At 61.6% G+C, this 22,251-nt stretch carries 20 protein-coding genes and 1 tRNA gene; 7 read left to right on the top strand and 14 right to left on the bottom strand.

Annotated features, from left to right (window positions below; genetic code table 11):
* Positions 1-200: 200 nt before the first annotated feature.
* From HGP14_RS20465 to tesB, 3 genes are all read right to left on the bottom strand, one after another.
* Positions 201-1,637: an ammonium transporter gene (locus HGP14_RS20465; RefSeq protein ID WP_168831726.1), complete on the bottom strand. Its 1,437-nt coding sequence runs from the start codon at positions 1,635-1,637 to the stop codon at positions 201-203.
* 28 nt (positions 1,638-1,665) lie between these two features.
* Complete coding sequence (locus HGP14_RS20470) at positions 1,666-2,004, bottom strand: P-II family nitrogen regulator (RefSeq protein ID WP_113360322.1); 339 nt, start codon at positions 2,002-2,004, stop codon at positions 1,666-1,668.
* 223 nt (positions 2,005-2,227) lie between these two features.
* Positions 2,228-3,112, bottom strand: a complete 885-nt coding sequence (tesB, locus tag HGP14_RS20475) for an acyl-CoA thioesterase II (protein WP_168831727.1) — start codon at positions 3,110-3,112, stop codon at positions 2,228-2,230.
* Positions 3,113-3,198: 86 nt separating this feature from the next.
* Between tesB and HGP14_RS20480 the strand changes: the two genes are divergently transcribed.
* Entirely contained in the window at positions 3,199-4,413 is a 1,215-nt protein-coding gene (locus HGP14_RS20480; protein WP_168831728.1) for a ubiquinone biosynthesis hydroxylase, read from the top strand.
* A 10-nt stretch (positions 4,414-4,423) separates the two neighbouring features.
* Here HGP14_RS20480 and HGP14_RS20485 read toward each other — a convergent pair whose 3' ends face one another.
* The 4 genes from HGP14_RS20485 to HGP14_RS20500 all read right to left on the bottom strand — a co-directional run bounded on the left by HGP14_RS20485 (position 4,424) and on the right by HGP14_RS20500 (position 6,936).
* On the bottom strand, positions 4,424-4,612 hold the full coding sequence (locus HGP14_RS20485; protein WP_168831729.1) for a Trm112 family protein: 189 nt from the start codon (positions 4,610-4,612) through the stop codon (positions 4,424-4,426).
* A gap of 9 nt (positions 4,613-4,621) precedes the next feature.
* Positions 4,622-5,293, bottom strand: coding sequence for an LON peptidase substrate-binding domain-containing protein (locus HGP14_RS20490; RefSeq protein WP_168831730.1), 672 nt, complete (start codon positions 5,291-5,293; stop codon positions 4,622-4,624).
* Between the two features lie 103 nt (positions 5,294-5,396).
* Positions 5,397-6,371, bottom strand: coding sequence for a thioredoxin (trxA, locus tag HGP14_RS20495; protein ID WP_168831731.1), 975 nt, complete (start codon positions 6,369-6,371; stop codon positions 5,397-5,399).
* Positions 6,372-6,426: 55 nt separating this feature from the next.
* On the bottom strand, positions 6,427-6,936 hold the full coding sequence (locus HGP14_RS20500; RefSeq protein WP_168831732.1) for a prolyl-tRNA synthetase associated domain-containing protein: 510 nt from the start codon (positions 6,934-6,936) through the stop codon (positions 6,427-6,429).
* A 258-nt stretch (positions 6,937-7,194) separates the two neighbouring features.
* Here HGP14_RS20500 and HGP14_RS20505 point away from each other — a divergent pair.
* Together HGP14_RS20505 and HGP14_RS20510 are read left to right on the top strand one after the other, a co-directional pair.
* Positions 7,195-7,269: transfer RNA gene (locus tag HGP14_RS20505), tRNA-Gly, on the top strand.
* Positions 7,270-7,485: 216 nt separating this feature from the next.
* Positions 7,486-8,817, top strand: coding sequence for a glucoamylase family protein (locus tag HGP14_RS20510; protein ID WP_168831733.1), 1,332 nt, complete (start codon positions 7,486-7,488; stop codon positions 8,815-8,817).
* Here HGP14_RS20510 and HGP14_RS20515 read toward each other — a convergent pair.
* The 6 genes from HGP14_RS20515 to HGP14_RS20540 all read right to left on the bottom strand — a co-directional run bounded on the left by HGP14_RS20515 (position 8,814) and on the right by HGP14_RS20540 (position 17,141).
* On the bottom strand, positions 8,814-9,854 hold the full coding sequence (locus HGP14_RS20515) for an ABC transporter ATP-binding protein (protein ID WP_168831734.1): 1,041 nt from the start codon (positions 9,852-9,854) through the stop codon (positions 8,814-8,816). The two genes, HGP14_RS20510 and HGP14_RS20515, sit on opposite strands and share 4 nt — an antisense overlap.
* Entirely contained in the window at positions 9,851-11,449 is a 1,599-nt protein-coding gene (locus HGP14_RS20520; RefSeq protein WP_168831735.1) for an iron ABC transporter permease, read from the bottom strand. The genes HGP14_RS20515 and HGP14_RS20520 overlap by 4 nt, the downstream gene beginning before the upstream one ends.
* Before the next feature lie 136 nt (positions 11,450-11,585).
* Positions 11,586-12,602, bottom strand: coding sequence for an iron ABC transporter substrate-binding protein (locus HGP14_RS20525; RefSeq protein WP_168831736.1), 1,017 nt, complete (start codon positions 12,600-12,602; stop codon positions 11,586-11,588).
* A gap of 215 nt (positions 12,603-12,817) precedes the next feature.
* Positions 12,818-14,356 carry an aldehyde dehydrogenase family protein gene (locus HGP14_RS20530; RefSeq protein WP_168831737.1) on the bottom strand — a complete coding sequence of 513 codons (1,539 nt, stop codon included), beginning with the start codon at positions 14,354-14,356 and terminating at the stop codon, positions 12,818-12,820.
* A gap of 21 nt (positions 14,357-14,377) precedes the next feature.
* Positions 14,378-15,661, bottom strand: a complete 1,284-nt coding sequence (locus tag HGP14_RS20535; protein WP_168831738.1) for an NAD(P)/FAD-dependent oxidoreductase — start codon at positions 15,659-15,661, stop codon at positions 14,378-14,380.
* A gap of 67 nt (positions 15,662-15,728) precedes the next feature.
* Positions 15,729-17,141 carry a VOC family protein gene (locus HGP14_RS20540; protein WP_168831739.1) on the bottom strand — a complete coding sequence of 471 codons (1,413 nt, stop codon included), beginning with the start codon at positions 17,139-17,141 and terminating at the stop codon, positions 15,729-15,731.
* A 108-nt stretch (positions 17,142-17,249) separates the two neighbouring features.
* Between HGP14_RS20540 and HGP14_RS20545 the strand changes: the two genes are divergently transcribed.
* From HGP14_RS20545 to HGP14_RS20555, 3 genes are all read left to right on the top strand, one after another.
* On the top strand, positions 17,250-18,143 hold the full coding sequence (locus HGP14_RS20545; protein ID WP_168831740.1) for a LysR family transcriptional regulator: 894 nt from the start codon (positions 17,250-17,252) through the stop codon (positions 18,141-18,143).
* Between the two features lie 71 nt (positions 18,144-18,214).
* Positions 18,215-18,451: an Lrp/AsnC ligand binding domain-containing protein gene (locus HGP14_RS20550; protein WP_168831741.1), complete on the top strand. Its 237-nt coding sequence runs from the start codon at positions 18,215-18,217 to the stop codon at positions 18,449-18,451.
* 117 nt (positions 18,452-18,568) lie between these two features.
* Positions 18,569-19,771 (top strand): glycosyltransferase family 4 protein, encoded by a 1,203-nt coding sequence (locus HGP14_RS20555; RefSeq protein ID WP_168831742.1) that lies wholly within the window; start codon positions 18,569-18,571, stop codon positions 19,769-19,771.
* Here the strand turns inward: HGP14_RS20555 and HGP14_RS20560 are convergent.
* The gene (locus tag HGP14_RS20560) at positions 19,738-20,592 is read right to left on the bottom strand and encodes a glycosyltransferase family 2 protein (protein WP_168831743.1); all 855 of its coding nucleotides are present in this window, start codon (positions 20,590-20,592) and stop codon (positions 19,738-19,740) included. The two genes, HGP14_RS20555 and HGP14_RS20560, sit on opposite strands and share 34 nt — an antisense overlap.
* Positions 20,593-20,734: 142 nt before the next feature.
* Here HGP14_RS20560 and HGP14_RS20565 point away from each other — a divergent pair, with 142 nt between their 5' ends.
* On the top strand, positions 20,735-22,249 hold the full coding sequence (locus HGP14_RS20565) for a lipopolysaccharide biosynthesis protein (protein ID WP_168831744.1): 1,515 nt from the start codon (positions 20,735-20,737) through the stop codon (positions 22,247-22,249).
* The last annotated feature ends 2 nt before the right edge of the window (positions 22,250-22,251 follow it).

The following is a 22,251-nucleotide window of genomic DNA, read 5'->3' on the forward strand; positions in this document are numbered from 1 at the left end:
CGCCGATGCGTCGCTGCGCAATGTGCGTCCGCTCCACCTAACCAGAGGAGGGTTAAAGCGATGTTAACCATGCGCGGGCGATGCGGGGCGAAAATAAAAGGGCCCGAACCTTCAAGGTCCGGGCCAAATGCGGCTTACATATCAATAAGCCGCGACGGGCTGTTCAGCGGCGCCCTCGCCGGGCGCCGCAATTACGCCAATCAAGAAGAGTGGTAAGCGGCTTCGCCGTGGGTCGACAGGTCGAGACCTTGGCGCTCTGCTTCGACGGTCACGCGCAGGCCAACGATGACATCAACGATCTTGTAGAGGATCGCGGAACCTACGCCGGACCAGACGATCGTCGTCAGGACGCCCTTGAACTGAGCCCAGACCTGAGTTGCCGTACCGGCATAGGAAGCGGCGAAGTCCGGCGTCGAGTAGTCGACGATACCTGCACCGCCGAGAGCCGGGTTGACGAGAATGCCGGTGCCGATTGCGCCGAGGATACCGCCGACGCAATGGACGCCGAAAACGTCAAGGCTGTCGTCGTAGTTGAACTTGTTCTTCACGACGTCGACGAAGAAGTAGCAGACCGGCGAGACGATTAGGCCGAGAACGATCGACCCCATCGGACCTGCGAAGCCAGCTGCCGGGGTAACGGCAACGAGACCGGCGACGGCACCGGAAGCGGCACCGAGCATCGAAGCCTTGCCGCGGGCGACGGTTTCAACGATGCACCAGGACACAGCGGCAGCAGCCGTTGCAACGAAGGTGTTGATCATTGCGAGCGATGCGTAGGAGTTTGCTTCGAGGTTCGAACCGGCGTTGAAGCCGAACCAGCCGACCCACAGAAGCGATGCGCCGACCATGGTGAGCGTCATCGAGTGTGGAGCCATGATCTCCTTCTTATAGCCCGTGCGCTTGCCGAGCATGATCGCGCCGACGAGACCGGCGATACCGGCGTTGATGTGAACGACCGTGCCGCCAGCAAAGTCGATCGCGCCATACGAGAAGATGAGACCCGACGGACCGTCATATGCGCTCGGGCCGCCCCAGAACCAGACCATGTGCGCCATCGGGAAGTAGACGAACGTGACCCAGAGGACGACGAAGAGCATGACAGCCGAGAACTTGATACGCTCGGCGAATGCGCCGACGATCAGGGCAGGCGTGATGCAGGCGAAGGTCATCTGGAAGCAGACGAAGGTCAGCTCCGGAATGGCAACGCCCTTCGTGAAGGTTTCGGAGAGCGACGTGGTGTCGACGCCGGCGAGGAAGGCCTTGGAGAAGCCGCCGACGAAGCTGTTCAGCGAGCCGCCATCGGTGAAGGCCAGCGAGTAGCCGTAGGTGACCCAGATGATCATGACGACGGACGTGATCATGAAGACCTGCATGAGAACCGAAAGCATGTTCTTGGCGCGAACGAGGCCGCCGTAGAACAGCGCGAGGCCCGGAATCGTCATCATCAGGACGAGAACCGTGGAGATCAGCATCCAGGTGTTGTCGCCCTTGTCCATGGTCATGGCAGAGGCAGCTGCAGCGGCGGCCGGAGCGGCCGTCGTTGCCGCGTCCTGTGCGAAGGCGGCGACAGGCGCAAGAAGCGCAGCCGACGCAGTGCCGAACCGCGCAAAGATGGAGGAAAACTTCGAGATTGACATTGGAATAATGCTCCTTGCTCAGCGGTTCTTAGAGCGCTTCTGAATCGGTTTCGCCCGTGCGGATGCGAACGGCATGGTCGATCGAGTAGACGAAAATCTTGCCGTCGCCGATCTGGCCGGTCTTGGCCGACGACGCGATGGCTTCGACCGCCTTGTCGACGAGCTCGGAGGCGACTGCGATTTCGATCTTGAGCTTCGGCAGGAAGCTGACCGCATATTCCGTGCCGCGGTAGATTTCGGTATGTCCCTTTTGGCGCCCGTAGCCCTTCACTTCGGTCACGGTCAGGCCCTGTATGCCGATCGCCGTAAGCGCTTCGCGGACCTCATCGAGCTTGAACGGCTTGATAATGGCCATCACAATTTTCATCTGGTTTTCCCATCCTTCGTTATCCTCGGCCCGGAGCCGACTCTCCTTGCCGCTGACGTTCACGGGCAGCGACCGAAGATAGACATTCAAAGGATGTGCCAGATTCGCGACAGTTTATAAGCTATTGAAATGTAACAGCTATAATCGAAGGCACGAACAAACCCGCAAATAATCGGCGAGCAAATGAACAAATAATGCGCAATTTTATAAATATGCACATTATTTATTCATTTGCCTTTTTCCGGATCAGTCCTTCCTGCGCCACTGACGCAACCAGAATACCGGATCGCGTAAACAGACTACCGCGGGTTAAACCGCGAGCGCCGGAAGCGGACGGGCTGTCTTGCGTATAAAGCAGCCAGTCGTCGAGTTTGTCCGGACGGTGGAACCACATCGCATGGTCGAGACTGGCCACCTGGAGGGTCTGGTCAAAGATCGAGGTTCCATGGGCGTAGAGCGAGGTACCGAGTAACGTCATGTCGGAGAGATAGGCAAGCACTGCAGCTTGATAGCGTCGGTCCTCGGGAACCGGCCCCGTCGCGCGCACCCAGACGTCTTGGCGCGGGTCGAGCTTCCTGTCGGAAAAGTAGTGCGTCAGCGAAACAGGCCGGATCTCGATCGGCCGCTCGCGTTCCCAATATTTACGCATGGCCGCCGGCGCGTGCGCCAGGTACTGCTCCTTGATCTGCTGCTCGCCAAGCAGCTTTTCCGGCATCGGCACCTCGGGCACTACGATCTGATGGTCGAAACCCGATTCCTCGACCTGGAAGGAACATGAGAGGGCGAAAATTGCCTCACCGTGCTGGATCGCGACAACCCGGCGCGTGTTGAAGCTCGATCCGTCGCGGATGCGCTCCACCTGATAGATGATCGGCACGGAAGGATCCCCCGGACGCATGAAATAGGCATGCAGCGAGTGAACGAAGCGCTCAGCCTCGATCGTTCGCTGGGCCGCCATCAGCGCCTGACTGATCACCTGGCCGCCGAAAACGCGTTGCCAGCCGACCTGCGGACTGCGGCCGCGAAAAATATCCACTTCGATCGGTTCGAGATCGAGAGTGGCGAGCAGTGTCTCCATGGCGGTCGGCTTTGCCGCGTCTTTCATCATTTTGTTCGGCTCCCGGCTGTAGGAAGTGAGAAGGCGATGGTCTATATAGATCACGATTGTCATCACAAGGCGCGGGGAAATAGGCGATGCTGGACATGCTGATTGTTGGCGGAGGTTACGTCGGCCTTTCAGCAGCGGTCGCGGTCAAGCAGGCAGCACCCCACCTCAATGTGACCGTCGTTGAGGCAGCGCCCGAGCATATCTGGCAAAAGGATATGCGCGCCTCCGCGATCATTGCCGCGGCGTCAAAGATGCTGGAAGTCTTTGGTATCTGGGACGAAATCTTGCCGGATGCCCAGCCGATCACCAAGATGATCGTCACCGACTCCAGGACATCCGACCCGGTTCGTCCGGTTTTTCTCACCTTCGATGGCGAGGTGGAAGAAGGCCGTCCCTTTGCGCACATGATCCCGAATGCCGTCATGGTTCGCGCGCTTCGCGGCGTCTGCCAGCGGCTTGGCGTCGAAATCCGGCATGGGCTGAGCGCCACGGGACTGACAACGGAAGAAAATCATATCTCCGTCACGTTGTCCGATGGCAGTACGCTGGAGTCACGCCTGCTCGTTGCCTGCGACGGCGTGCGGTCGAAGCTCCGCGATCTGGCAGGCATAAAAACGGTGAGCTGGAATTATGGCCAGTCCGGCATCGTGGTGACCGTCGAGCACGAGCGGTCCCACAACGGCTGCGCCGAAGAACACTTCCTTCCCTCCGGCCCCTTTGCGATCCTGCCGCTCACCAACAACCGTTCTTCGCTCGTGTGGACCGAATTCACCAACGATGCCGACCGGCTTGTCGCCGGCGATGACCTGATCTTCGATGAGGAACTGGAGCGCCGCTTTGGCCACAAGCTTGGCGCGCTGAAGGTCATCGGCGAAAGGCGCGCCTTTCCGCTGGGCCTTACGCTCGCCCGCGCCTTCGTGGCGCCGCGCTTCGCACTCGCAGGCGATGCGGCACACGGCATTCATCCGATTTCCGGCCAGGGCCTTAATCTCGGCTTCAAGGACGTCGCGGCGCTGGCTGAAACGATTGTCGAGGCCGATCGCCTTGGCCTCGACATCGGCTCGATCAACATTCTCGAGCGCTACCAGTCCTGGCGCCGGTTCGACACCTTTCGCATGGGAGTGACGACCGACGTGCTGAACCGGCTGTTCTCCAACGACATAACGCCGGTGCGCGTTGTCCGTGACATCGGCCTCGGCATCGTCGACAGGCTGCCAAATCTCAAGTCCTTCTTCATCGGCCAGGCAGCCGGCACGACGGCGAAGAACAATCCCCGGCTTCTGGCGGGCGAAGCGATCTAAGAATCGCGACCTAGTCGTCCAGCCGCCGGGCCTCTGACACCAACATGATCGGGATGCCGTCGCGGATCGGATAGGCAAGGCGCGCCTTTTCCGAGACAAGCTCATTGTGCTCGCGATCATAACTGAGCCTGCCCTTGGTCAGCGGGCACACCAAAAGCTCAAGCAGTTTGGGATCAACGTGGCTGAGTTTTTCGTCCATGCCCGATGATTACTGCAGAACCGTATCGGAGTCACCGAAAACGCGCGCGAGCACGATTTCCGTAATGGCGATCAGTGTTTCGGCCCTGGTCTTGAGATCCGGAGCCTCGAGCAGCGCCTGTTTCTCCGCCGAGCCGAATGGCGACATCATCGCAAGAGAGTTGACGAGCGTCAGATTGCTGGCGCGCTCGACGCTATCCCAATCGGCTTCCAGCTTGTTGGCATCGAGGTAAGCCCTGAAAGCCGACAGCAAAGCGGCGCGATCGACGGCATCCTCCTCATCGCGTGCGGAAAGGTCGGAAATGAAGGGAGCGATCCGGAAGCATCTAAAGGGCTCATGCGTCACCTTCTCGCCAAGCAACCGGAAACGGCAGACGCCCGTCAGCGAAATGATATAGCGCCCATCGCCCGTCTCCGCGAAAGAGGTGATCCGGCCGATGCAGCCGACGGGAGCAAGCTGGGGGTCGCTGACCTTCACCTCGCCTTCGCTGAGCGCAGGCTGAACCATTCCGATCAGCCGGTTGCCGGCGAGCGCAGCGTCGATCATCGTCAGGTAACGCGGCTCGAAAATATTCAGCGGAAGCTGCCCCGTAGGAAGGAGAAGAGCACCCGACAGCGGAAACACGGCGATCGAATCTGGCAGATCGCCGGGCTTTAAATATCTGGCATTCCCGACTTGCATCAAAACTCGTCCCGCATTCGCCCGCCCGGGAGGAACGATCCTCCTGCCCTGGCTCTGAAATGTGGGGCCCTTCCCCAAAAACGCAAGGGCAGGGCTTGTAAAGTTATGAGAACAACATCGCAGAAAGCTTGCGGCGCGCTGCCACCGTCGCCGGATCCTTGAAACCCCAGACATCGAAGAACTGCAAAAGCTGCCGGCGTGCACCGTCGTCGTCGAACGTGCGGTCCTTGCGCATGATGTACAGCAGGTGGTCGGCCGCCTCGTCGCGCTTGCCTTCCACGTTGAGGATCTTCGCAAGCTTCATGCGGGCTTCGTGGTTGTCCGGATCACGTGCGAGATCCTGTTCCAGGAGAACGGGATCGCCAAGCTTGCGGGCCTCTTCGATCTGGTCGAGCTTGGTGAGGACCGCCTGAATGGCCGCGTCCTTGGCAAGCTCCTCCGGCAGACCGGTCAGCGCTTCCCGAGCGCGCTGATGCTGGTTGGCTGCAATCATGCATTCGGCCATGCCGGCAAGCGCCTTGGCATTCTCCGGTTCGGCTTGCATCACAGCCCCATAAAGCTGCGCAGCACCGTTGACATCGCCCGCCGCCAGAAGCCCGGCTGCCTCCTCGAGCACCGCTTCGATTTCCGCCGCCTGATCGGCACCGGCAGGACCGGCAAGGCGGTCGATGAACTGGCGAACCTGGCTTTCCGGGACGGCACCCATGAAGCCATCGGCGGGACGGCCGCCCGCGAAGGCGATGACGGCGGGGATCGACTGGATCCCGAGTTGGCCTGCGATCGACGGATGGTCGTCGATATTCATCTTCACAAGCTTCACGCGGCCCTGAGCTTCGTTGACCACCTTTTCCAGCACCGGCGTCAACTGCTTGCACGGGCCGCACCAGGGCGCCCAGAAATCGACAAGCACGGGCTGATTGCGCGATTCCTCGATGACGTCCTTCGCAAAGTTGGCGGTCGTCGTGTCCTTGATGAGGTCTCCGGCTGCCGCAGGCTGCGGCGCCGCCGAGCCAAAGCTCGCCTTTGCCGACATCTGTGCGCCGAAGGAATTTGCGTAAGGATTGTCGCTACCGCTCATTGTTATCTCCCGCCATGCCGGTCTCCCGGCTCTTTTCTAGCGTTAAAATCGTATCTCAGGCTGTCACTTTCAAGACAAGCGGCTTATGCCCGGTCGCTTCCATGAATCGAATAAGATCGGCGCTCGCGATCGACGTGGTCGCATCGTTGGACAACGGATGGCAATTGATGATCTCGTCTTTCATCAAGTCGGCATCGAGCACGAACGTCACATTGTTGCCCGTGTCGTTGATGGCGCCGAAGGCAGTGACCGCCCCGGGGACGACGCCGAGGTATTCCATCAGCTTCTCCGGCTTGCCGAACGAAACCTTGCTTGCAGCACCGATCAGCGTATGCACCGTCTTGAGATCGACGACGGCGTGTTCCTCGACCGTCAAAAGGTAGAACTGATCCTTCTTGTCTTTCACGAAAAGGTTCTTTGTGTGGCCGCCCGGCATCGCGTCGCGCAGCGATACCGATTCAGCCACGGTGAAGACCGGCACATGATCCTGCGTGCTATGCGTGATGCCGAGACCATCGAGAAAGGCAAAAAGATCGTCTCTGTTTTTCGGCTGGGCTTCGGTCATCGCGGCATCCGTCTTGCTCTGGAAGAAAGAGGTTAGACGCCCTGATTAAGTCGGCGCAACATGTTTTGCAATGTTCACCCTAGGCGCTTTTCCTTGGAAATACGGCGTTTTAGGAAGCCGCTCCCGAAGCCTTCGAATTTTTCTTGGCCTTTCCGTCATTTCCCTGTTGCATTTGAAAATCGGTTAGGCCATATAGCGCCCGTCGCCGCAAGGCGGCAGCCCACGGTCCACCAACTACCCCGGACCGATGCGGATTGAGCGGGTGTAGCTCAGGGGTAGAGCACAACCTTGCCAAGGTTGGGGTCGAGGGTTCAAATCCCTTCGCCCGCTCCAGTTTCTCTCAAAAGAAGAAGCGCCGTCACATGCGATCATGCGCGCGATGCTGTCTTCTTCGGCTCTCCAGCATTTTTTTCGTTGACCTCGCAGGTGTTGTATCCTGGCGTTTACCGGTGCCCGGCTGCAGCCTTTTTGTCGCGCCGTCTGAAAACCAATTGATTTGTGCGCAACGCATCGCCATGTTGAGACGGGGCGCAACAGTTGGTTTGATGTATGCTGCAACGAATTGGTGAGACGGACGCGGCCCTGATTGACAGGCTGCAAAGATCCGCATTCGAGTATTTTCTGAAACATTCCAACACTGAAAACGGCCTGGTGGCGGATACATCCATAGCTGGAGTTCCGGCCAGCATCGCCGCCGTCGGCTTTGCACTTTCAAGCTATCCGGTTGCCGTCGAACGCGGATGGATGCGGCGGGCCGAAGCCGCAGACAGGACGCTTGCGACACTCCGCTTCTTTGCCGAAAGCCGTCAGGGGCGCGAACGCCACGCGACGGGCTATCGCGGCTTCTATTATCATTTTCTGCACATGGACACCGGCCATCGTGCATGGAACAGCGAGCTCTCGACGATCGACACCACCCTGCTCGTCGCCGGTATGTTGACGGCTGCCGCCTATTTCGATGGTGCCGGCGAGGCCGAGACAGAAATCCGCGAGCTTGCGAAGCTCATCTACGAGCGGATCGATTGGCACTGGGCACTGAACAAGGGGCAGGCCGTATCCATGGGCTGGAAGCCCGGCAGCGGCTTTCTGCGCTGGCGCTACCAGGGCTATGACGAGGCGATCCTGCTCTATACGCTGGCGCTTGCTTCGCCGACGCATCCGATTCCACAGTCGAGCTACGATGCCTTCGTCTCAAGCTATTCGTGGATGCTCTTCGGCAAGCAGCCCTATCTTTACGCCGGACCGCTCTTCATTCACCTCTTTTCGCATGCCTGGATCGATTTCCGCGGAATCCAGGACAAGGAGATGGTGGCGCACAACTGGGATTATTTCCGCAACACGCAGGTTTCGATCGCTGTGCAGCGCGATTATGCCGAGCGCAATCCGGGTCATTTCGTCGGCTATAACAAGGATATCTGGGGGTTTTCCGCTTCCGATGGTCCACCGCCCACACGGCGGATGCGCGGCGGCCGCCATCCAAAGGTCCTCGGCTACGCTGCGCGCGGAGCACCGCTTGGCCCGGACGACGGCACGATTGCGCCCTGGGCGGCGCTCGCCTCGCTACCTTACGACCGGCAGGCTGCGCTCGATGGCGTGGAGGCGCTGCTTGCGACCTACCCCAGCCTGCTTTACGAGGGCCGCTTCCCCGGCGGCTTCAACCCCACGGTCAAGACGGCGCGGCCGGAGGGCTGGGTGGACGATCGCTGCGTCGGCATCGATCAGGGATTGCTGGTGATGACGATCGAAAACGACCGGTCGGATTTCATCTGGAACCTGATGCGGCAATCGCCGATAATCCGTCGCGGCCTGGAGCGCGCCGGTTTCACAGGCGGCTGGCTGGAGCAAGAGGAAGCGCCAAGCGTCTCGCGAAAGACGGCTTAACGGCCGGCGAAGACATGCGCCTTTCCAGCGATATCGAGGCGAACGCGATCGCCGCGTGCAGGCAGGGCGACGCTCGACGTCTTGATGACGATCGGCGGCAGAGCCACACCTTCGAGCGACACCGCGACCGTGCAGGTCGCGCCCCCGAACTCTACCTCAACGACGCGGCCGCCATGAACCGGTTCGCTTTCGTCGCGAACAACGCGGATCTGCTCCGGCCGCAGCATGATTTCAGCCTTGCCCTGATGCTGCCCCTCGACGGCTACGCGGCCGAGCGCGCAATCGGCAATGCCATTGCGAATGATCGCCGGCAGCATGACGGCATCGCCGAGGAACAGTGCGGTCTCGCGATCCTTCGGATGCAGATAGAGCGATTGCGGTGTGCCTGCCTGGATCAGCTTGCCTTCCCGCAGCACCGCGACCTGATCCGCAAAGGAAAGAGCTTCCGCCTGGTCATGGGTTACGAGAATCGTCGTGATGCCCGCCGCCTGCAGCACGCGGGCAACCGCCTTGCGCATATTCTCGCGAAGGCCGGTGTCGAGCGCTGAAAAAGGCTCGTCGAGCAGCATGAGGCGCGGCTTGCGGCCGAGCGCCCTCGCCAACGCCACGCGCTGCTGCTGACCGCCGGAGAGCTGATGAGGGCGGCGCGTCAGCATGTTGCGGTCGAGCTCGACCATATCCAGCAATTCGATGATCCGCTTTTCGCGATCGGGCGCGCCGCGCTCGAAGCCGAAGCCGATGTTGTCGGCAACGCTCAGGTGCGGGAAAAGCGAACCGTCCTGCGAAACGATGCCGATGCCGCGCTTATGGGCGGGAACCGCTGCCGAACCTTCGGCGAGCGCCTGGCCATCCAGAACGATCCGGCCTTCATCCGGCCACTCGAAGCCGGCAATGAGGCGGAGCAGCGTTGTCTTGCCGGAGCCCGAGGGACCGACGACCGCGGTGCGGCTGCCGGCCGCAACCTCCAGCGTTACATTGTTCAGGGCTTTCACCGGCCCATAGCGTTTGCTGGCGGACTGGATCGTAAGCAGGGTCATTGGCCGGCGGTCCGTTTCGATTGGACATAGAGAAGAAGCGTCAGCGGCAGCGACAACACGATCATCATCACCGCATAGGGAGCGGCCGACACATAGTCGATTTCGCTGGTAAGAGACCAGAATTTCGTGGCCAGCGTCTCGACCCCATTCGGCGACAGCATCAGCGTTGCCGTCAATTCGTTGGTAATGCCGAGGGCCGATAGCGCAACGCTCGCAGCAAAGCCGGGGGCGGCAAGCCGCATGGTAATCTGGCGCACGGCCTGCGCTGGGGTCCGTCCAAGGCCCATCGCCGCCCGCTCCAGCTCCACCGGCGCCTGTGCGATGCTGGCGCGAAGACCGACCATGGCGCGCGGCAGGAAGAGCAGGACATAAGCGACGAGGAGCGTCGCAAAGGTCTGGTAGAGCGGCAACGCCACCCGCACGGTGATCGTGACCAGCGCCAGCGCTACGACGACGCCCGGAAGCGAGCCGACGTAATAGTGGCAGGCTTCCAGCACCCGTTGGAAACGGCCAGGTGCGCGAACCGAAAGCCAGGCCATCGGGGCAGCCGCAATCGTCGCCAGCACGCCGCCTGCGACCGCAAGGACAATCGTCTGTAGGAAAGCATTTCCGACTGTATCCAGCCGCCAGATGTCCGCACCGCCAAGATAGAGCCACCGTCCGAGCGTTACCAGCGGCACTCCGAGCGTCAGGACCGCAAGCGCGACCGGCAACAGGATCGCAGGGACCACGAACCAGCCGAGACGGCGGCGATCGGCGGGGCGCGCGGAACCGGAGCCGACACGGGCATACCGCTCGTTGCCGCGAAGCAGGATTTCGAGGCCGAGCAGGAAGAGGCAGCAAGCGACGAGCACGCCGCCGAGCATATTGGCAGCAGGGCTGTTATAGGCCGACTGGAACTGATCGACGATCGCCGTCGCAAACGTGTCGAAGCGGATCATCACGAACAGGCCGTATTCGGAAAGCAGGTGCAGTGCGATCAGCAGCGAGCCCCCGCAGACCGCAAGCCGCAGCTGCGGCAGCACCGTGCGGAAAAAGACGCCCCAGGGACCGAGGCCGAGCGATGCCGCCGCATCCTCGATCGCCGGATCGAGGCGGCGAAGGGCAGCGGCAACCGGCAGATAGAGAAAAGGATAATAGGCAAGCACGGAAACGAAGACGCCGCTTTGCAGGCCGCGCATGCCGGGAACGAGGCTGACCCAGGCATAGCTGTGCACGAACGCCGGAACGGCAAGCGGTGCCACGGCGAGCCACGACCATATGCGCGGAAAGGGAATGTCGGTCCGCTCCGTCAGCCAAGCGAGCGTCACCGCAAGAGCGAGCGACAAGGGGATGGTAAGCGCTTCGAGGAGGACGGTATTGACGAGCAGTTCGCCGACGCGCGGCCGGAACACCAGCTCCTCGACGGTATGCCAGCCGACCTCGACAGTGACCCAGCCGATAAAGCCGAGCGGCACAAGGCTCAGGGCGGCAATCAGCGTGGCAAAGGCAACGACGGAGAGGTGGGGAATGCGCCTTCGCAGCAAACCACCGCCAATCTGCGCGCCATTAACAGGCGCGAACTCAGAAGCAAATGGTCTGTTATCTTGCAGCAAGGCACACGCCTTTTGTCGCTGAAAAAGGAAGCCAACCGCTTCTGTTTCAAGCGGTTGGCAGGGATCGGGTCATGCCCTAAGGTTTTCTTGAGTTAAAAGCAATGGTTTTGACTCACATAGCCTGCGGCAGAAAGCCTTAGATGAGACCCGCGGCCGTCATCAGCTCGACCACCTTCTTGCTGTCGAGCTCGGACGCTTCGACCTTCGGCGCGTTCAGGTCCTTGAGCGGAACGAGCTCCGGGTTGGAGTCGCCGCTTACCGCATATTCATAGGACGTGCCGTTCTTCAGGATGTCCTGACCGGCCTTGCCGGCGATGAACTTCAGAAACGCCTGGGCTTCCTTCATGTGCTGCGTCGACTTGAGGACGCCGCCGCCGGAGACGCTGACGAACGCGCCCGGATCCTGGTTCTTGAAGTAGTGCAGGCCGACATTCTTGCTGTTCTCGCCGGTCTTCGCCTGATCGCCGAACCAGTAGTAGTGATAGATGATCGCACCTTCGACTTCACCGGCATTGACGGCCTTCATGGCAACGCTGTTACCCTTGTAGGGCGTTGCGTTTTCCTTGAGCGCCTTCAGCCAGGCGGCCGTTGCGTCTTCGCCCTTCAGCTGCAGCAGCGCACCGACGATCGCCTGGAAATCGGCGCCGGCCGGCGCCGCACCCCAGCGGCCCTTCCAGGCTGGGTCTGCGAGGTCAAGCATGGACTTCGGCAGCTTGTCTTCCGTCAGCTTGCTCTTGTCGTAGGCGAAGACGGTGGTGCGTGCGGCGATGCCCGTCCACATGCCGTCGGCCGGGCGGTACTGCGCCGGGACCAGGTCGAGCGTTTCCTTGTCGACCGGAGCGAAGAGACCGGCGCCGTCGACGAGCGTCATAGCCGGGGAGTTTTCCGTCAGGAATACGTCAGCCGGAGAAGCGTCGCCTTCCTGGATGATCTGGTTGGCGAACTGCATGTCGCTGCCCTGGCGCATGGTCACCTTGATGCCCGTTTCCTTGGTGAAGGCATCGATCCATTCACGGCCGAGGCCTTCATGCTGGGCGTTGTAGACGACGATACCTTCGGAATCCTGCGCATTCGCGCTGGAAGCCAGCGACGTCGCTGCAAGGAGCGAGGCGGCAAAAGCAAGCGCGGAAAAGCGCGAAAGAGAAATTTTCATTGATACCCTCCATGGCGGTGTCACCCCATTTCGGTGACGCGCACCCCCTATATTTTTCTTGATTGGTTTTTTCAAGTTTACAGGAGAGCAAAGTGATCAAAAATACTTGAATAAACGCATCAACTTTAGAACGATTCCATTGAGGAATGCCATGAACAAAAAAAGGCACGACGGCGTCACGCCATCGTCCCTTTCAGGTTCCATGCGATTATCGATCACTCAACGTCGAATTTGACGCCCTGAGCGAGGGGCAGCGTCTTGCCGTAGTTGATCGTGTTCGTCGTGCGGCGCATGTAGGCCTTCCACGCATCCGAGCCCGACTCGCGGCCGCCGCCGGTTTCCTTTTCGCCACCGAAGGCACCACCGATTTCAGCGCCCGACGGCCCAAGGTTCACGTTCGCGATACCGCAGTCCGATCCGCGCGCGGAAACGAAGGTTTCGGCTTCGCGCATGTCGTTCGTGAAGATTGAGGATGAAAGGCCCTGCGGCACGGCATTGTGCAGCTCGAGCACCTCATCGAAATCCGCATACTTCATGACATAGAGGATCGGCGCGAAGGTCTCGTGCTCGACCGGACCCGTCTGCGACGGCATTTCGACCAGCGCCGGACGCACATAGAAGGCATCGGCAGAACCGTTCTCAACACGGTCGCCGCCGGTGACCTTGCCGCCTGACGACTTCGCTTCGGAAAGCGCCGACTGCATCTTGTCGAAAGCCGCCTTGTCGATCAGCGGACCAACCAGCGTGCCGTTCTCCAGCGGGTTGCCGATCGTGACCGATCCATAGGCTTTCTGCAGGCGCGGAACGAGCTGATCGTAGACGCTCTCGTGCACGAAGAGGCGGCGAAGCGTCGTGCAGCGCTGGCCGGCAGTCCCCATGGCCGAAAAGGCGACGCCGCGAAGGGTCAGATCGAGATCGGCCGTCGGGCAGATGATCGCGGCATTGTTACCACCAAGTTCGAGGATTGCGCGCGCGAAACGCTGCGACAGCCGTGGACCGACAGCGCGGCCCATGGCCGTGGAGCCGGTGGCGGAAACCAGCGGCACCTTCGGGTGATCGACGAGCACTTCACCGACATCGCGGCCGCCGATCAAGAGCGTCGAGAGGTTTGCCGGCGCCTGGCCGCCTTCGGCGACGAAACGCTTCAGCGCCTTCTCGAACAGCGCCTGCACGGCAAGGGCCGTGAGCGGCGTCTTTTCCGATGGCTTCCAGACGGTGGAGTTGCCGCAGACGAGCGCCAGCGCCGCATTCCATGACCAGACGGCAACCGGGAAATTGAAGGCGGAAATGATGCCGACGACGCCGAGCGGATGCCAGCTTTCCATCATGCGATGTTCGGAGCGCTCGGTGGCGATCGTCAGACCGTAGAGCTGGCGCGAAAGGCCGACGGCGAAATCGCAGATGTCGATCATCTCCTGGACCTCGCCGAGGCCCTCCGAGGTGATCTTCCCAACTTCGATCGAAACGAGACGGCCGAGCGCCGACTTCGCCGCACGAAGCTCTTCGCCCAGCAGACGGACGAGTTCGCCGCGCTTCGGCGCCGGCACGGCGAGCCATGCGGCGAAAGCCCTGTGTGCCTCGTCAATTGCCTTTTTGGCATCGGCGACGGAATGCTCCTTGAGCAGGCCGATTTCCTTGCCCGTGACCGGCGAGGTGACGCGCAGCGTGCCGCCGGTGTAGCGGGCGGCATCGACGCCGAGTTCGGAAAGCAGCTTCTTCGTTTCAGCTGCGAGATCGAGGCTAGCGATGGTCATGTGTTTCCAACCTTCTTGTTCTTAAAAGCGTGCATCGGCGAAGTGCGCGACCTGGGCGCCGGCTTCGTACCACATTTCCTTGAGGGCGCGGAACCCTGGCTCGCGCGGGTCCGTCAACGGCAAGGGCAGATCGGCTTCACCGATCTTGCCGAGAATATGCTCCGCCAGCGTACGGCCGAAGACTGTGCCGGGCGCTATGCCGCGGCCATTATAGCCAGAGAAGCCCACGACATTCGGCGCGAATTTGTGAAAACGCGGCAGTGCATTGTCGGTCATGCCGATCTTGCCGTACCACTCGTATTCGAACTCTACGTCGCCGATCTGCGGAAAGAGTTTTTTGAGGGAGCGCTTCGCCCAGCCTTTATGAACCGAGGCGCCGGTGTTGCGCAGCGCCCCGACGCTGCCGAAGACAAGGCGCCCAGCCTGGTCCATCCGGAACGAGGAGAGGATTTCCTTTGTGTCCCATACGCCTTCGCGGCCGGGAAGGATGGACTGTTGCAGGTTGTGACCGAGTGGTGCGGTCGCTAGATTGAAATAGGGAAGATGCACCTGCTCGCTGCGCACCTGCTCCCAAGGCCCGGTGCTATAGGCATCGGTGGCGACGATGATCCACTCGGCGGTCACCTGGCCCTTGGCCGTCTTCACTATCCATCGGCTACCATTTCGCTCGGTCGCGATGACCGGGCTCGATGTATGGATGGAAACGCCTGCCTTGACGGCCGCATGCGCCAGGCCGCGGGCATAGGCGAGCGGCTGCAGCGTTCCGGCGCGCATATCGAGCAGCGAACCGGCGTAAGCAGTGCTGCCGATACGGCGCGCGGTCTCGGCAGCGTCCAGAAGCTTGACCGGGGCTCCGCGCGCCGACCATTGCGCCGCACGCGCCTCGATTTCCTTCAGCCCCTCCGCGCCCACGGCGCAATGGAGCGTGCCGTTCTTTTCAAGCTCGCATGCAATGCCGTGCTTTTCGATGAGCTCCATGACGAGGCTTGGCGCATTGCCCAGAAGCTCAAGCAGGCGCTCTCCATAGACCGGACCGAGCACGCCCGGCAGATCGTCCGGCATCACCCACATACCGGCATTGATAAGCCCGACATTGCGCCCAGCCCCGCCAAAGCCGATTTCCTTGGCCTCGAGCAGCACGACCTTCGACCCGGCCTCGGCAAGATGAAGACTGGACGAAAGCCCTGTGTAACCACCGCCGACGACCACGACATCGGCCAATACCGCGCCGTCCAGCGCCGGTGTTTCCGGCGGCTGCGGAGCGGTCCTTTCCCAAAGCCCGTGGGAGCGGGGATCATCCAGCATCGGTCAGTCCATTCTGGGCAAATATGGCGGGCACTTTAGCGCCGCCGAGGGCATTGCGGAAGCGACATCAAGCGACGGTTTTCAATTGCGGCCCGGCAATGCCCAGCATGGTCATGGCGGCGTCGAGAGAGCCCGATTGAAGCTCGGCATAAAGTTCCAGCTCATCCTGCACGCTTGCACCCAGCGCGTCTTCGAAAGCCGCCCGGTTGGAGCGCGTCGCATAGTTCTGCTGCTGGTCCATGCCGAGGTTGGACTGGAAGATGCCCGCCGCGCTGACCGGCAGAAAATCTTCATAGACGATGGGATCGGACGTCAGGTAACCGGTAGCGATCAACGCCTCGACGTCGCTCGGCAACTTGCCGCGAACGGCGGCCGCAAGACCTGCGGGCGCGGCGGAATAGCGGAAGAAGGCAAGACCTTCGCGGCGCATAGCGTCCCAACTGTCCGGCAGGGCCTTGAAGCGTTCGGCAAGCTCGTTGTCGTAGTCTGTTGCCTTGGCGCCTGCGGCGCCCACCTGCACCTCGCCGCGAACAGAAGCAAGCAACTGATCATAACGCGCGCGGCCCTTCGCCGTCAGCGCAACGCCGCGCTGCTCGATTTCGCCGAAGCGGGCCGTATGCGTGCCCTGCTTCCTTCCCGCTTCATCGGCAAAGGCGATCGGCTCTTCCAGCGCCTTGAAGCTCGTCTGGCGCAGCAGGATGTCGCAGTCGCGGCGCGGCGGACCTTCGATCACGGCCTTCGGCGTGATGCCGCGTTCCGGCATGCGGCGCTGGACTTCATCGATGTCGAGCGTGCGCGGCGTCAAATGGTTGATATGCGGCCCCTTGAAGCTGACGACGTCGGCAATCAAACGATGGGCTTCATGCAGGCGCTTGTAGGTTTCGGCGCTGACGGTCGCTTCACCGTGCCAGCGGAAGGTCTCGAGTGCCTGGCCGACGAATTCGATCGCTTCGGCCTCCGTCAGGCCACCGGCCTGCTCATGCCGCTCGATCAGCGCAAGGGCGCGCGGCGTATAGATCCGGCGCTTCGCCAGGATCGCTTCCGCCTCGGCGCGAAGCGTTTCGTCCTCGATCAGCTCAAGCCGTAGCAGGGAGGTGAAGACGCGGAACGGATTGACGCTCAGCGCCGCCTCATCGATCGGCCGGAAACAGGTGGAATGCACCGGTACGCCGGCAACCGAAAGATCGTAATATCCGACCGCCTGCATGCCCATGACCGCGAAGAGACGGCGGATGGTGAAAAGCTCTTCCGCGGTTCCGAGGCGGATCGCGCCGTGGCGTTCGACATCGATGCGGGCGAGTTCACCTGCACGGTTGAGACGTTCGCGCAATTCGGGGTTCGCCGCCAGCACCTCCCTGTTCACGTCCGCCACAAGCTCGATCAGCGTGCCGTATTGCGGCACCTCGGTGCGGTACATCTGCGACATCGCTTCGGTGAAAAGCGAACGGATGCGGTCGGTGGAAACGAAGGCGCTCGACATCAGGAACTCCGGGTCATTCCGCTTTGGCAGGATAATGTCCTTTACAAAGCCACCCACGCTATGAATATCGACCTTTTGGAAACAGATCATTCTAAAACGGAATGAACTATGCTGCCGTCCCGACGTCTTCTGCCGTCCATTTCATTGCTCGCCGCCTTCGAAGCCGTTGCTCGGACCGGCAGCGTGACGGCTGCCGCGCGCGAACTGGACCTGACGCAGAGCGCCGTCAGCCGCCAAATCAAGGCACTCGAGGAGCAACTCGATGTCGAGCTCTTCGTTCGCGAGCGGCAGACGGTGCGTCTGACGCTCGCAGGCGACAGCTATGCGCGTGAGATCCGCGAAGCGTTGCGCCGCATCTCCAGCGCATCACTGAACCTGCGAGCCAACCCGCATGGCGGCACGTTGAACCTCGCGATCCTGCCGACCTTTGGGACCCGCTGGCTGGCACCGCGTCTCGGCCGCTTTCTGAGCCGGAACCCCGGCGTTACCATCAATCTTGTCACCCGGCTCTCCTCCTTCGATTTCCGGCTGGATTCCATCGATGCTGCAATCCATTTCGGTCATCCTCACTGGCCTGGGGCCGAACTCACATTCCTCATGTCCGAAACGACGGTTCCCGCCTGCAGTCCGGATTTCCTGAAACAACACGGCATCCTGAAAGCTGACGATCTGCTTGGTGTTCCGCTCCTGCATCTGACGACCCGTCCCGACGCCTGGGAGCGGTGGTTTGCGGATAATGGTGTCGTCTTCCAGAGCGTGCACGGCATGCTCTTCGACCAGTTTGCCACAGCGGCACAGGCTGCGATCGCCGGTCTCGGCGTCGCACTTCTGCCGACGTTCCTCATTCAGGACGAGCTGAAGCGCGGCGACCTTGTGACCGCGACCGGCCTGGAATTGGAAAGCAGCGAACGCTACTACCTCGCCTATCCGCCTGAGCGGGCGGACTATGCGCCCCTTTCCGCCTTTCGCGACTGGATCGTCGCTGAAGCAAAAGCACAGTGAAGGAGCGCTTGCATCGGAAGAGCGCTTTCGCGCATTATGCGCGCCATCAGAATTCGATGCAGGAAATTCCCATGAAGACGATCTTCGTCCAGCTCCAGTGCGCCCCCGGCAAGACCTACGAGGTCGCGGACGCCATCTATCAGACCGAACTGGTCTCGGAGCTTTATTCGACCAGCGGTGACTATGACCTGCTGCTCAAGGTCTACATCGAGGAAGGCCAGGATATCGGTAAGTTCATCAACGACAACATCGCCAATATACCCGGCATCGTGCGCTCGCTGACGACGTTGACCTTCAGGGCCTTTTGATCCGGTTAACCTTCTTCCGCAACAATTTGCTCTGCCTGCCTCGCGCGTATACCGCGCCTTAACGCCATCCACTATCTGGTCTAGGCGAGTTGCCGCCGTGCGGCCGGTAGGTGGAAGATGTCAGCAGTCGAAACAGAGACCGTCCCATTTGAGCGGCACGCGGATGCCGCGCCGCTGATCGTCCATGTCGTTCGCCAATTCCTGCCGAATCGTGGCGGTCTGGAGGATGTCGTCGCCAATCTCTGCCGGCAGTCGCTGAAGCGCGGCCTGCGGGTGCGCGTCGTCACCTGCGATTCGCTCTTTTCCGCGCCGGGCCAAAAGCTCGCGGCCCGCGAAATCGTCGAGGGCATCGAGATCGTGCGCATTCCCTGGTCGGGCAGCACGCGATATCCGTTCGCCCCGCAGGTCTTCCGCCACGTCGCCGATGCCGATCTTGTCCATGTCCACGCTGTCGATTTCTTCTTCGACGCGCTCGCCTGGGGCAGGCTGCTGCACGGCCGGCCGATGGTCGCCACCACCCACGGCGGCTTCTTCCACACGCGCAAATTCGCAACCCTCAAAAAGATCTGGTTCCGTACGCTGACGCGCCTTTCCGCCAGCGCCTATCGCACCGTCGTCTGCTGCAGCGCCTCGGATCTACGCCAGTTCGCTGAAATCGCGCCACAGCGCGCGCCGCTGATCGAGAACGGCGCCGATATCGGCAAATTCGCTGGCGCGGCAGCACGCGAACCCCTCCGGCGCATCGTCACCATCGGTCGCTTCTCGTTGAACAAGCGGCTCGACCGGCTTCTCGATGCGGTCGCAGCCCTGCAGGCGCACGGTGGCGGCTGGCACCTCGATATCGTCGGCGCGCCGTCCGATCTTAGCGGAGCGGACCTCGAGCGCGAGATCGCGGCACGCGGCCTCGCCAAGGCCGTCACGTTGCACGTCTCGCCGGAAAACGCCGCGATCCGCGAGATCCTCTCTCGCGCTTCGCTCTTCGCCTCTGCCTCGGAATACGAAGGCTTCGGCATCGTCGCGGTCGAGGCGATGAGCGCCGGCCTGCTGCCCGTCCTGAACGCCAACGAGGCTTTCGTCACGCTGGGCAAGCGGCACGGCATGCTGCGGATTGCGGATTTCTCTCGCCCTGAGGCTGCTGCGGCGGCGCTCGCGGACGCCCATGCGGCGCTGACGCAGGAGGCGGACGTGTTGCGCGCCCGCTTGATGCGCGAGGCTTCAGCCTATTCCTGGGAAACGGCGGCCGAGCGCTATTTCGAGGTCTATGCCGGCATCATCGCCCTGCCGGATCAGGCTCCGTCCCAGCGCGGCCAACTGCGGTAGCCCTCGGCGATGCCGGCAAGCCAGGCACGCTTGTAGTCGGCCGCTGCCCGATCGCGGCGAAGAGCGGCAATAGTCCAGCCGGCGAGCGGCCGCGCCAGCCGCCACAGGACGTAAGCGAAGGGAAAGCGGTGCTTGCGCAGAAGCGCCCCAAAGCCCCGCCCGTATTTGCGCGCCCGCTCGATCTGCCGCGGTCCGATTTCCGCCGTCACCTGGTCGTGGTGGACGATGAGCTCCGGAAAATAGCCGAGCGTCTTCCCGGCGGCGATGGCGCGCAGCAGCAGGTCGGCCTCCTCTCCGCTCTGGAAAGGCGAGGCCGCCCCCACACCGAGCGCCTCGTCGAAGCCGCCGATGGCGGCAAGCGCCTGCCGGCGCACGAAGATGCCGTTGGAATTGCCGCAGGAAAGGTAATTGCGCCGGGTGATCGTCACCGGCTGCTCGCCCGTCGGGCTGACGGACGGCGCCCCGTCCGCATCGAGCGTCCGGCCGGTCACGATCGCAAGCCGCGCATCGGCGGCAAGGAGCGCCGCCGCCGTCTTCAACGTGCCGGACCGGTACCAGCAGTCGTCGTCGGGAAAGCAGACGATGTCGCCGGCCGCCGCATCGATCCCGCGGTTGCGCGCCCGCGAAAGGCCGCGCGGCGAGCGGATGCGTCGGATCGCCAGCCGGCCGGCGAAGCCGTCGACGAGCGGGCCGAGCCGGTCGTCCTCGTTCTGGTCGACGAGGATCACCTCAAAGCGGCGCTCCTCCTGCCGCGTCAGCGATGAAAACAGCCGCTCCAGCTGATCGAAACGATCCACCGTGCAGACGACGAGGCTGAACAAGCGATACCTCCGCAAATCGGGAAAGGCGCCGCGTAAGGCGACGTTAACCGCACTCTAAAGGCCAAATGTTAAGGGTTCAAAAATAGGCTGGGCGCCGTCGCGAAGCCGTCCGGCGGTTCGGCGCAAAGGGGAAAGCGTCTTCATGGCGAAGGGCATCATGGCGAATTCGGCACTCAACGCGGCGGCGGGGCTGTCCCTGCTCGCGACCGGTTTTGCCTGCTCCATCGTCGCCGCCCGCCTTCTCGGTCCGGAAGCGAGCGGTGCGATCGCTTTTTCGTTGTGGCTCGTGACGACGGGCGCGCTTGTCGCCGAGCTCGGGACCGGCGTCACTCTCCTGCGGCTTCTGCCGCAGCTCGCTGCCCAGGGCTACAGCCCGCTCCAGCGGCGCGGTTTTGCGGCCTTCCTCGTGCGGCCGACAATTCTCTCCACCATCCTGCTTCTTGTCGGCTACTGCCTGTTTTTCCGGGAGGCCGAGGATCTGCACTGGATCGACAGCGCCCCCGCCGTTGTTGCGGTCACCGGCGTCCTGTTTCTGTTTCAGTCGATTGGCGCATATACGAAGAACTATTTGATTGGCGAGCAGGATCTCACCCGGTTTTTCCGCCTCACGATCGTCAGTTCAGCAATACAGCTGGCCGTCGTTACGCTTGGCGCGATCTTCTTCGGGGTTAGCGGCGCCCTGGCTGGTTATGTGGCCGGCCAGCTGCCGATGTTCCTCTACACCCTGAGAATTGCCGCCGCTCCGAAGAACGCTTGCGGCATAAGCGTCGGTTATCTCGCAAGCTCGTCCCTGATGCTGTCGTTTGAATACATCAACAGCTCCATTTTCCTGAACCGCATCGAGCTTCTGTTCCTGCAGCGTTTTTGGGGTATCGAGGCGGTTGGCTTTTATGCGGTTGGCCTGACGCTTGCGAATCTGGCGCTTCAGCTTCCCGTCCAGCTAAGCGGCAGCCTTCTCCCCTATTACTCGGAGCGGATTCATTCGAACGCCGGCGGTAAGCTGCCGGTGAGCGTATTCGAAGGCGTTGTGCGCGGCATTTCCTACATCACCCTTCCGATGAGCTTCGGGCTTGCCGCGATTTCCGAACCACTGATCGTGGCTGTCTTCGGTGAGCCCTTCAGGCCCGCGGGCGGCACCGTCGCGCTGCTGGCATTGACTGCGACACCCTATGTCTTCATGCAGATTTGCACCCAATACCTTTATTCGGTCGACCGTATCCGCGAGAGGCTGATGATCGGCGGCTTTGCAAGCGCGCTGATGGTAGCCGGCTGCTTCGTCCTTGTGCCTGCGTATGGCGGAGAAGGGGCAGCTCTCGTCCGCTTGGTCGCCTTTTCGCTGATGTGCCTGCTAATGATGCGGCGAATGGATCTCGATGGTTCGATGCGCGGAATGTTCATCAACGTCTTGCGGGTCGCGGCTGCTTCCGCGGCGTGCGCCGCCGCCGCCTATCTGATCGTTGATCATATCAGCGGCACAACTGGTCTTATTCTCGCAATTGCTTTTGCCGTTCTTGTATATGTCGCCGCGCTCAGGCTGCTGAATGCGGTGCCGAAAGAAGATATTATTATTATGGAACAACTTTCTGGCCGTTTGCCAAGACTCGTGCACCCCTTGGTCCTGCAGGCTCTTGCCCTGCTGACACCACGGCGAGCTTGAGG

Source organism: Rhizobium sp. P32RR-XVIII (assembly GCF_012641395.1).
In the GTDB taxonomy this organism is placed as follows: domain Bacteria; phylum Pseudomonadota; class Alphaproteobacteria; order Rhizobiales; family Rhizobiaceae; genus Rhizobium.

Coding starts and splice junctions, on each gene's coding strand:
- HGP14_RS20515 (WP_168831734.1), bottom strand. CDS start 9,854: ATGACCCTGCTTACGATCCAGTCCGCCAGCAAACGCTATGGGCCGGTG.
- HGP14_RS20465 (WP_168831726.1), bottom strand. CDS start 1,637: ATGTCAATCTCGAAGTTTTCCTCCATCTTTGCGCGGTTCGGCACTGCG.
- HGP14_RS20500 (WP_168831732.1), bottom strand. CDS start 6,936: ATGACCGAAGCCCAGCCGAAAAACAGAGACGATCTTTTTGCCTTTCTC.
- HGP14_RS20555 (WP_168831742.1), top strand. CDS start 18,569: ATGTCAGCAGTCGAAACAGAGACCGTCCCATTTGAGCGGCACGCGGAT.
- HGP14_RS20480 (WP_168831728.1), top strand. CDS start 3,199: ATGCTGGACATGCTGATTGTTGGCGGAGGTTACGTCGGCCTTTCAGCA.
- HGP14_RS20525 (WP_168831736.1), bottom strand. CDS start 12,602: ATGAAAATTTCTCTTTCGCGCTTTTCCGCGCTTGCTTTTGCCGCCTCG.
- HGP14_RS20490 (WP_168831730.1), bottom strand. CDS start 5,293: ATGCAAGTCGGGAATGCCAGATATTTAAAGCCCGGCGATCTGCCAGAT.
- HGP14_RS20535 (WP_168831738.1), bottom strand. CDS start 15,661: ATGCTGGATGATCCCCGCTCCCACGGGCTTTGGGAAAGGACCGCTCCG.
- HGP14_RS20550 (WP_168831741.1), top strand. CDS start 18,215: ATGAAGACGATCTTCGTCCAGCTCCAGTGCGCCCCCGGCAAGACCTAC.
- HGP14_RS20545 (WP_168831740.1), top strand. CDS start 17,250: ATGCTGCCGTCCCGACGTCTTCTGCCGTCCATTTCATTGCTCGCCGCC.
- HGP14_RS20565 (WP_168831744.1), top strand. CDS start 20,735: ATGGCGAAGGGCATCATGGCGAATTCGGCACTCAACGCGGCGGCGGGG.
- HGP14_RS20485 (WP_168831729.1), bottom strand. CDS start 4,612: ATGGACGAAAAACTCAGCCACGTTGATCCCAAACTGCTTGAGCTTTTG.
- HGP14_RS20510 (WP_168831733.1), top strand. CDS start 7,486: ATGCTGCAACGAATTGGTGAGACGGACGCGGCCCTGATTGACAGGCTG.
- HGP14_RS20470 (WP_113360322.1), bottom strand. CDS start 2,004: ATGAAAATTGTGATGGCCATTATCAAGCCGTTCAAGCTCGATGAGGTC.
- HGP14_RS20530 (WP_168831737.1), bottom strand. CDS start 14,356: ATGACCATCGCTAGCCTCGATCTCGCAGCTGAAACGAAGAAGCTGCTT.
- tesB (WP_168831727.1), bottom strand. CDS start 3,112: ATGATGAAAGACGCGGCAAAGCCGACCGCCATGGAGACACTGCTCGCC.
- HGP14_RS20540 (WP_168831739.1), bottom strand. CDS start 17,141: ATGTCGAGCGCCTTCGTTTCCACCGACCGCATCCGTTCGCTTTTCACC.
- trxA (WP_168831731.1), bottom strand. CDS start 6,371: ATGAGCGGTAGCGACAATCCTTACGCAAATTCCTTCGGCGCACAGATG.